Origin of the sequence: Nocardia farcinica, assembly GCF_029867845.1 — a bacterium.
Classification (GTDB): Bacteria; Actinomycetota; Actinomycetes; order Mycobacteriales; family Mycobacteriaceae; genus Nocardia; species Nocardia farcinica_A.
Genome location: NZ_JARWRU010000446.1, coordinates 1 through 11,154, shown reverse-complemented (window position 1 = coordinate 11,154; position 11,154 = coordinate 1). Strand labels below are relative to the sequence as shown.

General features: G+C 70.2%; 11 protein-coding genes. 7 read left to right on the top strand and 4 right to left on the bottom strand.

The window, feature by feature from the left end; genetic code table 11:
- From QH283_RS09620 to mptB, 4 genes are all read right to left on the bottom strand, one after another.
- Positions 1–972 (bottom strand): COX15/CtaA family protein (locus QH283_RS09620; RefSeq protein ID WP_280502669.1); only part of this gene is annotated, 972 nt, incomplete at its 3' end.
- Between the two features lie 74 nt (positions 973–1,046).
- Positions 1,047–1,838: an ABC transporter permease gene (locus tag QH283_RS09615; protein WP_280502668.1), complete on the bottom strand. Its 792-nt coding sequence runs from the start codon at positions 1,836–1,838 to the stop codon at positions 1,047–1,049.
- A complete protein-coding gene (locus QH283_RS09610) occupies positions 1,835–2,764 on the bottom strand; it encodes an ABC transporter ATP-binding protein (protein WP_280502667.1) in 930 nt (309 codons plus the stop codon). Before QH283_RS09610 ends, QH283_RS09615 begins: the two co-directional genes overlap by 4 nt.
- The gene (gene mptB, locus QH283_RS09605; RefSeq protein WP_280502666.1) at positions 2,761–4,443 is read right to left on the bottom strand and encodes a polyprenol phosphomannose-dependent alpha 1,6 mannosyltransferase MptB; all 1,683 of its coding nucleotides are present in this window, start codon (positions 4,441–4,443) and stop codon (positions 2,761–2,763) included. The genes QH283_RS09610 and mptB overlap by 4 nt, the downstream gene beginning before the upstream one ends.
- Before the next feature lie 122 nt (positions 4,444–4,565).
- Between mptB and QH283_RS09600 the strand changes: the two genes are divergently transcribed.
- Genes QH283_RS09600 through QH283_RS09570 form a run of 7 tightly spaced genes read left to right on the top strand, consistent with a single transcriptional unit; the run spans position 4,566 to position 11,104 of the window.
- The gene (locus tag QH283_RS09600; protein WP_280502665.1) at positions 4,566–5,405 is read left to right on the top strand and encodes a helix-turn-helix transcriptional regulator; all 840 of its coding nucleotides are present in this window, start codon (positions 4,566–4,568) and stop codon (positions 5,403–5,405) included.
- Positions 5,402–6,862: a Fe-S cluster assembly protein SufB gene (gene sufB, locus QH283_RS09595; RefSeq protein ID WP_280502664.1), complete on the top strand. Its 1,461-nt coding sequence runs from the start codon at positions 5,402–5,404 to the stop codon at positions 6,860–6,862. The genes QH283_RS09600 and sufB overlap by 4 nt, the downstream gene beginning before the upstream one ends.
- Positions 6,863–8,077, top strand: a complete 1,215-nt coding sequence (gene sufD, locus QH283_RS09590; RefSeq protein ID WP_280502663.1) for a Fe-S cluster assembly protein SufD — start codon at positions 6,863–6,865, stop codon at positions 8,075–8,077. It begins immediately after the preceding gene.
- Between the two features lie 35 nt (positions 8,078–8,112).
- Positions 8,113–8,889: a Fe-S cluster assembly ATPase SufC gene (gene sufC, locus QH283_RS09585; protein WP_280502662.1), complete on the top strand. Its 777-nt coding sequence runs from the start codon at positions 8,113–8,115 to the stop codon at positions 8,887–8,889.
- 1 nt (position 8,890) lies between these two features.
- Positions 8,891–10,162, top strand: a complete 1,272-nt coding sequence (locus tag QH283_RS09580) for a cysteine desulfurase (RefSeq protein ID WP_280502661.1) — start codon at positions 8,891–8,893, stop codon at positions 10,160–10,162.
- Between the two features lie 4 nt (positions 10,163–10,166).
- The gene (gene sufU / locus QH283_RS09575; protein WP_280502660.1) at positions 10,167–10,724 is read left to right on the top strand and encodes a Fe-S cluster assembly sulfur transfer protein SufU; all 558 of its coding nucleotides are present in this window, start codon (positions 10,167–10,169) and stop codon (positions 10,722–10,724) included.
- Positions 10,721–11,104, top strand: coding sequence for a metal-sulfur cluster assembly factor (locus tag QH283_RS09570; protein WP_280502659.1), 384 nt, complete (start codon positions 10,721–10,723; stop codon positions 11,102–11,104). The genes sufU and QH283_RS09570 overlap by 4 nt, the downstream gene beginning before the upstream one ends.
- The last annotated feature ends 50 nt before the right edge of the window (positions 11,105–11,154 follow it).

Here is an 11,154-nt window from a genome sequence, read left to right as displayed (position 1 = left end):
GGTCCCGCGGCAGGGGGGGGGTGCCCCCCCCGGGGCGGGGTTTGTGGGGGGGCCCCCCCCCCCCCCCCGCGCGGGGGGGCCGGGGGCCCCCGCGGCCGCACCGCCGACGTGCAACACCACCAGCACCTCGGGAACATTCGTCCAGTACTGCACGATGCCGATCAACGCCTGCCCGCAGACCAGGCCGAGCAGGACGAACAGCCTGGTGCGGATCGCGCGCGTGATGCCGACGGCGTAGAGACCGAAGCCGAGCCCGATCAGCAGCGCGAGATAGCCCACCAGCAGCTGCGAATGCAGGTGCACCAGGGTGACGATCTCCACCTCGAGCCGCTCGACCACGCGGTCGATGCTCTTGTCGCCCGCGTGCGGGCCCGCGCCGGTCACCGTGGTGCCCGAGATCAGCACCGCCGACAGCGCGACGCCGGCGAGCACGGTCAGCCAGCGCAGCGGGGCGGGCGCGTGGGTCACGGTCTGCCCGTCGTCGGGTTCGCCGATGCGGGCGTAGAGCACCGTCGCCAGCCACACCATGACCATCGAGGCCAGCAGGTGCACCGCGACGGTCCACCACAGCAGCCCGGACAGCACCGTGATGCCGCCGATGATCGCCTGCACCACCGTGCCGCCCGGCATGAGCCAGGCGTAGACGAGGACCGTGCGCCTGCGGCGGGCGCGGGTCACCGCGAGCACCACCAGCGCGGCGAACAGGGTGACCAGGAAGGTCAGCATCCGGTTGCCGAACTCGACCGCCTGATGGATGACCTCGACCTCGCCGACCCCGACCGGGGTGAACGAGCCGGGGAAGCACTGCGGCCAGGTGGGGCAGCCGAGACCGGAGGCGGTGACGCGCACGATCGCGCCGGTCACCGAGATGCCCGCCTGGCTGAGCAGGACCGCCAGGGCGATCAGCCGCTGTGTCCGCAGCGAGGGCAGTGGGAGCTTGTCGACGAGTCCCAGGAAGGCGCGATACAGCACCCGACGATGGTAGCCATCGGCGCGAAGGCGCTCGCACCCGGTCTACTACATGGCGTCGTTAGATGTGGCGCGCCCTACTCGAAGCGGAACCAGCGCGCCGCCAGCGCCCCGCAGACCAGGCCCCACACCGTCAGCACCGCCACGCCGAACAGGTCGACCGCGCCCTTCAGCGCCTGCTCCAAGGTCTCGGCCAGCGCGCCCGACGGCACCAGCCGCACCAGCACGTCCACCACGGTCGGCAGGTCGTCGGAGGTGAAGACGATGCTCGCGATGCCGAGCATGACGAACCACAGGATGTTGGCCAGCGCCAGCACGATCTCGGCCTTGAGGGTGCCGCCGAGCAGCAGGCCCATCGCCACGAACACGGCCGTGCCGAGCGCGATGATCACCGCGCCGAGCGCCAGCCCGCCGAGGCCGGGCCGCCAGCCGAGGGCCACGCCGATCGCGCCGAGCAACACCGCCTGCAACACCACCACGATGAGCACCGCCGCACACTTGCCCGCGATGATGCCCCAGCGCGGCAGCGCGGTGGCGCCGAGCCGTTTGAGCGCGCCGTAGCGGCGGTCGAAGCCGACCGCGATGGCCTGGCCGGTGAAGGCGGTCGACATGACCGCCACCATCATCACCGCGGGCACGATGGTGTCGACCTTGGCGTCGGCGACATCGCCGAAGGGCAGCAGGGTCAGCCCGACCAGCAGAGTGATCGGGATGAGCATGGTGAGCAGCAACTGCTCGCCGTTGCGCAGCAGCAGCTTGAGCTCGAGCCGGGTCTGCGCGGCGAGCATGGCCGCGCGCGTGCTCGGGCGCGGGCCGGGGGCGAAGGTGCCTGCCGCGAAGCGGTTCGTGGTCAGGTCGTGCTGGGTCATCGCAGGTCCCGTCCGGTCAGTTCGAGGAAGACGTCTTCGAGCCTGCGCTGGTCGATGCGGATGTCGGTGGCCAGCACGTTCATTCTCGCGCACCAGGAGGTGACGGTGGCCAGCACCTGCGGGTCGATCTCGCCCTCCAGCAGGTAGGAGCCGGGGGAGACCTCGCGCGGGGTGAATCCCTCGGGCAGCGCGGTGCGCAGCAGCTCCAGGTCCAGCCGGGGCGGCGCGGTGAAACGCAGCTGGCCCGCGGCGCCGTGCGCGGTCACCTCGGCGGGCGTGCCGGAGGCGACGATGCGGCCGTGGTCGATGATGACCAGCTGGTCGGCGAGCTGCTCGGCCTCGTCCATCATGTGCGTGGTCAGCACCACGCTCACCCCGTCGCGGCGCAGGGCGTCGATGAGTTCCCAGACGATCAGCCGCGCCTGGGCGTCCAGGCCCGCGGTCGGCTCGTCGAGGAAGACGATCTCCGGGCGGCCGACCAGCGCGCAGGCCAGCGCCAGCCGCTGCTGCTGGCCGCCGGACAGCCGCCGGTAGGGGGTCTTGCGGTTGTCGCGCAGGCCGAGCACGTCGAGCAGCCAGTCCGGGTCGCGCGTTTGGGCGGAGTAGGAGGCGACCAGATCGAGCATCTCCCCGGCGCGCGAGCCGGGGTAGGCCCCGCCGCCCTGCAACATCACGCCCATGCGCGGGCGCAGCCGCTCGGAGTCGGCGATCGGGTCGAGGCCGAGCACCCGCACACTCCCGGCGTCGGGGCGGACGAAGCCCTCGCACATCTCCACGGTGGTGGTCTTGCCCGCGCCGTTGGGGCCGAGCAGCGCCAGCACCTGCGCCTGCTCGACCTCGAAACCGAGACCGTCGACGGCGGCGGTGTCGCCGTAGTGTTTGACGACGTCCTGCACGCGTACAGCGGGTCCGGTGGCTGCGCTCACGAACAGACACCGTAAGCCGTGCTCGGCTGTGACCGAGCCGACACCCCCGTCGGCGCGCGCCAGGGCAGCGCGTTGCGGGTGAGCACGATGAACAACACGCACACCACGGTGGTCGCGATCGCCGCCCCGACGATCTGGAACACCTCGAGGTCGGCGCCGCGCGGCATCTGCAGCACACTGACCACCGCCGACAGCGCCACCGCGGGCAACCGGAAGACCGGCCGGGTGGCCCATGCCGCCAGCGGCACGATGGCCCACAGCAGGTACCAGGGCTGCACCACGGGGAACAGCAGCACGATCGCGCCGAGCGAGACGCCGAGCGCCCCGACCGGGTGCAACCGCCCGGTGCCGGTGGCCACCAGCATGCGCACGGTGATGAAGGCGGCGGCCGCGGCCGCGATCGGGCGGGTGATGCTCAGCAACGCGGTGGTGTGGTCGCCGAGTCCGAGCAGCACGCCGCCGAAGCCGGTGATCACCCCGACCGCGGTGGGCAGCGACATCCAGCTGCGCACGGCGCTCGCGGTGTTGAGGGTGTGCACCCAGCCGAAGCCGAGACCGCTGGCCGCGGAGACGAACAGCGTCGCCCCGAGCGCTATCGCGCACAACAGCGCCGCCGCGGTGAACAGCGCGCGCGGGCCGCCGCCCCAGCGTCTGGCCAGCGCCATGCCGACGAATCCCATGGCGATGATCGAGGTGATCTTGATCGACGAGGACAGCGCGATCGCCAGCGCGCCGCCGACCAGCAGCGCGTAGGCTCGCCCGTCGAATTCCGCGCAGTCCTCGATGGCGCGCAGCGTGAACTCCACGCCGGCCAGCATCAGGCCGATCATGAGCGCGTCGTTGTGCACGCCGCCGACCAGGTGGAACAGCACGAGCGGATTGGCGGCGCCCAGCCACAGCGCCGCCACCGGCGCCACCCCGCAACGCACCGACAGCCGAGGCAGCGCCCACACGATCAACGCCACGCCCGCCAGCGCCAGCGCCCGGTGCACCCAGACGCCGAGAATGATGTTGTCGCCGGTCAGCTCGGCGATGCCGCGGCCGACCCACAGGAACAGCGGGCCGTACGGCGCGGGAGTGTCGCGCCAGATGGTCGGCACGTTGTTGGTGAGCACGTTGTCGATGCCCAGGCCCGCGACCGGGCCCTCCTTGTACGGGTCGATGCCGCGCGCGGCGATCTCGCTCTGCGCCAGGTAGGAGTAGACGTCGTTGCTGAACAGCGGCGGGGCCACGCTGAGCGGGATGATCCACAGCAGCAGCGTGCGGTCCATCTGCGAGCGGGTCAGCCGGTGCCGGGGCGTGCCGGCGAAATTGCCGATGGCGAAGCGGCCGAGCAGCAACCAGGCCAGCACGACGACCACCGCGCCGATCATGCACATGGCCAGCGAGCCGGTGTGCGCGCGGGCGAAGAATCCGAGCACGCGCACGCCGGAGGTGGGATTCTGGTGCACCGGCTGCGCGCCGATGCCGAGCGCGCTGATGGCCATCAGGACGGTGCCGGTCGCGCCGAGCAGCCGGATCCGGTCCAGCTGGACCACTTCTCGTCGGTCGAGCTCGGGGACCTCCCGCTCGTCACGATGCAGCACCGCGATGGTGTGATCGGCGGCGGGCACGTCGAGTCCGAGTGCCCGGCGCCCCAGAGCCAGTGTCTTGCGCCGCGCGCCCTCCAGTACCGCCACGCGGAGGAGCCTAGTGCGCGCCCGTCGCCCGCCACGACTGTGGCGAAGCTCGCAGCCGATCACGGCGTTTTCTGAGGTCACCCTTATTAGATTTCGGGAAGGAATTCCGCCACACTGATGTTGTGAAAACCGTGGGTTTGCGGAAGGACGATGCCGGAACCGGTCGCGCGACGACCGGCGCCGCGTTGTCGGCCGCGCCCGAGGGGCACACCCGCGCGGCCATCGTCCAGCTGCTGCTGGAAGAGGGGCCGATCACCGCGACGGCCATCAGCGACCGGCTCGGTCTCGCCCCCGCCGGGGTGCGCAGGCACCTGGACGCGCTGATCGAATCAGGCCAGGCCAGGGCGGTGCGCGCGGCCGCGTGGCAGCGCAAGGGGCGTGGTCGTCCGGCCAAGCGGTACCAGCTCACCGCCGCGGGGCGCGGGCAGCTCGGCCACGCCTACGACGATCTCGCGGGCGCGGCGATCCGCAGGCTCGGCGAGATCGGCGGCGAGCAGGCCATCACCGATTTCGCGCGCAGCCGGGCCCGCACCATCGTGGCGGGCATCGAGCCGGTCACCGAGCACACCCCGGAACGCACCGAGGCCAAGGCCGAGGAATTGGCCGAGGCCTTCACCGGGTCCGGGTTCGCCGCCTCCACCCGCAAGGTGGGCGCGGGCGTGCAGATCTGCCAGCACCACTGCCCGGTCGCGCACGTGGCCGAGGAGTTCCCGCAACTGTGCGACGCCGAGCTCGAGGTCCTGCGCGAGGTGCTCGGCACCCATGTGCAGCGCCTGGCGACCATCGCCAACGGCGACTGCGCGTGCACCACCCACGTACCGCTGCTCCCGGTGGCGGCTCCGAGAACACCGCCGACGAGAACACCGCCGACGAGCACAGCATCATCCGAGCAAGCTGTTTCCCCCACCGCCGCACTGCCCGCGGCGGCAGCTCCGAACGACTCCGGAAGGAGTGCCGAATGACGACGACCGCAGCGGCCGGCAGCAATGCCGTCGCCCCCGACGCCGCGCCCCTGACCCAGGAAGAGACCATCGCCTCGCTGGGCAAGTACGGGTACGGCTGGGCCGACCCCGACGAGGCGGGCGCCAGTGCGACGCGCGGCCTGTCCGAGGCTGTCGTACGCGACATCTCGGCCAAGAAGAACGAGCCGGAGTGGATGCTCGAGCAGCGGCTCAAGGCGCTGCGTATCTTCGATCGCAAGCCGATGCCGAACTGGGGCTCGAATCTCGACGGCATCGACTTCGACAACATCAAGTACTTCGTGCGCTCGACGGAGAAGCAGGCCACCTCCTGGGAAGAGCTGCCCGAGGACATCAAGAACACCTACGACAAGCTGGGCATCCCCGAGGCGGAGAAGCAGCGTCTGGTCGCCGGTGTGGCCGCGCAGTACGAGTCGGAGGTCGTCTACCACCAGATCCGCGAGGACCTGGAGGCACAGGGCGTGATCTTCCTCGACACCGACACCGGTCTCAAGGAGCACCCGGAGATCTTCCAGCAGTACTTCGGCTCGGTCATCCCCGCCGGTGACAACAAGTTCTCCGCGCTGAACACCGCGGTGTGGTCGGGCGGCTCGTTCATCTACGTGCCGCCGGGCGTGCACGTCGACATCCCGCTGCAGGCCTACTTTCGGATCAACACCGAGAACATGGGCCAGTTCGAGCGCACCCTGATCATCGTCGACGAGGGCGCCTACGTGCACTACGTCGAGGGTTGCACCGCGCCGATCTACAAGTCCGACTCGCTGCACTCCGCGGTCGTGGAGATCATCGTCAAGAAGGGCGGCCGCTGCCGCTACACCACGATCCAGAACTGGTCGAACAACGTCTACAACCTGGTCACCAAGCGGGCCAAGGCCGAGGCGGGCGCGACCATGGAGTGGATCGACGGCAACATCGGTTCCAAGGTCACCATGAAGTACCCGGCGGTCTGGATGACCGGTGAGCACGCCAAGGGTGAGGTGCTCTCCATCGCCTTCGCCGGCGAGGGCCAGCACCAGGACACCGGCGCGAAGATGCTGCACCTGGCGCCGCACACCTCCTCGACCATCGTGTCCAAGTCGGTGGCGCGCGGCGGCGGCCGGGCCTCCTACCGCGGCCTGGTCCAGGTCAACAAGGGCGCGCACGGCTCGAAGTCCACGGTCAAGTGTGACGCGCTGCTGGTCGACACCATCAGCCGCTCCGACACCTACCCCTACGTCGACATCCGCGAGGACGACGTGACGATGGGCCACGAGGCCACCGTCTCCAAGGTGTCCGAGGACCAGCTGTTCTACCTGATGAGCCGCGGCCTGACCGAGGACGAGGCGATGGCGATGGTCGTGCGCGGCTTCGTCGAGCCGATCGCCAAGGAGCTCCCGATGGAGTACGCCCTGGAACTCAATCGCCTGATCGAACTGCAGATGGAAGGAGCCGTCGGCTAAATGAGCGAGCCTGTGAGCGAATCCAGCAAAACCGCCGTGCTTCCTTCCAACCTTGCCGAAGCCGCCGAGACTCGCACGCCCGCCGTCAACAAGGGCGAGGTGTTCACCTCCTTCGACGTGAACGCGTTCGAGGTGCCATCGGGTCGTGACGAGGCGTGGCGTTTCACCCCGCTGCGTCGCCTGCGCGGCCTGCACGACGGCAGCGCCGTGCGCGACGGGCGGATCACCGTCGAGGTGACCCCGGCCGACGGCGTGACCACCGAGACCGTCGACCGCGCCGACGAGCGCCTCGGCGCCGCCGGTGTGCCGGCCGACCGGGTCGCGGCGCAGGCCTACTCCGGCTTCGAGACCGCCACCGTGGTGTCGATCGGCAGCGAGGTCGAACTCGGCCAGCCCGTCACCGTGACGGTCACCGGCCCGGGCGCGGGCCGGACCGCCTACGGTCACCTGCAGATCCGGCTCGGCAATTTCGCCGTCGCCACCGTGGTGATCGACTACCGCGGCAGCGGCACCGTGGCCGAGAACGTGGAGTTCGTGCTCGGCGACAGCGCCCGCCTCGACGTGGTCGTGATCCAGGACTGGGCCGACGACGCGGTGCACGCCACCGCCCACCACGCCCGGCTCGGCCGCGACGCCACCCTGCGGCACGCCGCGGTCACCCTGGGCGGCGACCTGGTGCGCCTGACCGGCACCGTGAAGTACGACGGCCCCGGCGGCGACGCCGAGCTGCTCGGCCTGTACTTCGCCGACGCCGGTCAGCACTTCGAACAGCGCCTGCTGGTCGACCACGCGGTGCCGCACTGCAAGTCCAACGTGCTGTACAAGGGCGCCCTGCAGGGCGACCCGGATTCGCCGAAGGGCGACGCGCGCACGGTCTGGGTCGGCGACGTGCTGATCCGCGCGGCCGCCGAGGGCACCGACACCTTCGAGCTGAACCGCAACCTGGTGCTCACCGACGGTGCGCGCGCCGACTCGGTGCCCAACCTGGAGATCGAGACCGGCGAGATCATCGGCGCCGGCCACGCCTCGGCGACCGGTCGCTTCGACGACGAGCAGCTGTTCTACCTGCGCGCCCGCGGCATCCCCGAGGAGGCGGCCCGCCGCCTGGTGGTGCGCGGCTTCTTCCACGAGATCATCCAGAAGATCGCGGTGCCCGAGGTCAGGGAGCGGCTGGAGGCGGCCATCGAGGCCGAACTCGCCGCGATCGGCGCCTGACACCCACGAACCTTCCCTCCCCGCAAAGGAACTCCATGACCACCCTGGAAATCAAGGATCTGCACGCCGAGGTCGCCAACCCCGACGAGTCCGGTGAGCCCATCAAGATCCTCAACGGCGTGAACCTCACCATCCGCTCCGGTGAGACGCACGCCATCATGGGCCCCAACGGCTCGGGCAAGTCGACGCTGTCCTACGCCATCGCCGGCCACCCGAAGTACACCGTGACCTCCGGTTCGATCACCCTCGACGGTGAGGACGTGCTGGAGATGTCGGTGGACGAGCGAGCGCGTGCAGGCCTGTTCCTGGCCATGCAGTACCCGGTCGAGGTGCCCGGCGTCTCGATGTCGAACTTCCTGCGTACCGCCGCGACCGCCGTGCGCGGCGAGGCCCCCAAGCTGCGCCACTGGGTCAAGGAGGTGAAGGAGTCGATGAGCGAGCTCGAGATCGACCCCGCCTTCGCCGAGCGCAGCGTCAACGAGGGCTTCTCCGGCGGCGAGAAGAAGCGCCACGAGATCCTGCAGCTGGCGCTGCTCAAGCCGAAGATCGCCATCCTGGACGAGACCGACTCCGGCCTGGACGTCGACGCGCTGCGCATCGTGTCCGAGGGCGTGAACCGCTACCGGGAGCGGGAGAACGGCGGCGTGCTGCTGATCACCCACTACACCCGCATCCTGCGCTACATCCAGCCGGAGTTCGTGCACGTGTTCGTCGGCGGCCGCATCGTCGCCGAGGGCGGCCCGGAACTCGCCGAGGAACTCGACGCCAACGGCTACGTCCGCTTCACTCAGACCGCGACCGCTGGAGCCTGATATGACCGCTGCGCCTGTCACGGGCCACACACTCGACGTGGCCCGCATCCGGGCCGACTTCCCGATCCTGAGCCGTACGGTCCGGGACGGGAAACCGTTGGTGTACCTGGACTCCGGCGCGACCTCGCAGCGGCCGCTGAGCGTGCTCGACGCCGAACGCGAGTTCCTGACCGAACGCAACTCCGCGGTGCACCGCGGCGCCCACCAGCTGGCCGAGGAGGCGACCGACGCCTACGAGGGCGCGCGCGCCGACATCGCTCGTTTCGTCGGTGTCGACGCCGGGGATATCGTGTTCACCAAGAACGCGACCGAGTCGCTGAACCTGGTGACCTACTCCTTCGCCGACGATCGCGCGCCCTATCACGTCGGCCCGGGCGACGAGATCGTCGTCACCGAGCTGGAGCACCACGCCAATCTGGTGCCGTGGCAGGAGCTGGCGCGGCGCACCGGCGCGACGCTGAAGTGGTACGGCATCACCGACGACGGGCGCATCGACCTCGACTCGCTGGAGCTGTCGCCCGCGACGAAGGTCGTGGCCTTCACCCACCAGTCCAATGTGACCGGTGCGGTGGCTCCCGTCGCCGAGCTGGTGCGCCGGGCCAAGGCGGTCGGCGCGCTGACCGTGCTCGACGCCTGCCAGTCGGTGCCGCACATGCCGGTCGATTTCCGCGCCCTCGACGTGGACTTCGCCGCCTTCTCCGGTCACAAGATGCTCGGTCCCTCCGGCGTCGGCGTGCTCTACGGCCGCCGCGCGCTGCTCGAGGTCACCCCGCCGTTCATCACCGGCGGCTCGATGATCGAGACCGTCACCATGGAGAAGACCACCTACGCCGCGCCGCCGCAGCGTTTCGAGGCCGGTGTGCCGATGACCTCCCAGGTGGTCGGTCTCGGCGCGGCCGTGCGCTACCTCGAGGCCATCGGCATGGACGCGGTGGCCGCCCACGAGCACGCGCTCACTGGCGCGGCGCTGGAGGGCCTGAGCGCCATCGAGGGTGTGCGGATCGTCGGCCCCACCGAGAACGTCGAGCGCGGTGGCGCGGTGTCGTTCGTGGTGGACGGCATCCACGCCCACGACGTGGGCCAGATCCTCGACGACGAGGGTGTGGCGATCCGCGTCGGGCACCACTGCGCGTGGCCGCTGATGCGCCGCCTCGGCGTGCCCGCCACCGCGCGGGCCTCCTTCGCGGTCTACAACACCCTCGACGAGGTCGACCAGCTGGTGGCGGCGGTGCGCAAGGCGCAGAAGTTCTTCGGAGTGAGCGGAGCGGTCTGAGCCCATGCGCATGGAGCAGATGTACCAGGAAGTCATCCTGGACCACTACAAACATCCGCATCACCGGGGCCTGCGTGAGCCGTACGGCGCCGAGGTGCACCACGTCAACCCGACCTGCGGCGACGAGGTGACCTTGCGGGTGCACCTGGTCGACGGCGATGTCGCCGACGTCTCCTACGACGGCCAGGGCTGCTCGATCAGCCAGGCCGCCACCTCGATCCTCACCGATCAGGTCATCGGCCTGCCGGTGCAGCAGGCGTTGAAGACGGTGGACGCCTTCAACGAGATGATCTCGAGCCGCGGCACCATCGAGGGTGACGAGGAGTTGCTGGGCGACGGCATCGCGCTGTCGGGTGTCTCCAAGTACCCCGCGCGGGTGAAGTGCGCCCTGCTCGGCTGGATGGCCTTCAAGGACGCGGTGGTGCGGATCGTCGCAGACGAGGACGCCACCGCTGACACGGAGGACGCCGCTGGCACGGACGCCGCTGACACGGAGGACAATGGCAGTGCGAACGACAGCGCAGCACCGAACCTTGCGAGCGGAAACGGGGAACGCCCATGAGTGAGACGACGGCGGCCGATCAGCCGACGCCCGAGGCCGGCGCGCAGGCCGAGCCCTCGCCCGAGGAGCAGCAGTTGCTCGAGGACCTCGAGGAGGCGATGCGCGATGTCGTCGACCCCGAGCTCGGCATCAACGTGGTCGATCTCGGCCTGGTCTACGGCATGCGGGTCGAGAACGACGTGGCCAAGCTGGACATGACGCTGACCTCGGCGGCCTGTCCGCTGACCGATGTCATCGAGGACCAGTCGCGCAACGCGCTGGTGCGCAGCGGGCTGGTCGAGGATCTGGAGATCAACTGGGTCTGGATGCCCCCGTGGGGCCCGGACAAGATCACCGACGACGGCCGCGAGCAGTTGCGCGCCCTCGGCTTCACGGTCTGAGCCGCACACCTTCCGATGCGATCTCCCCGCCCGTCCGGGCCGGGAGATCG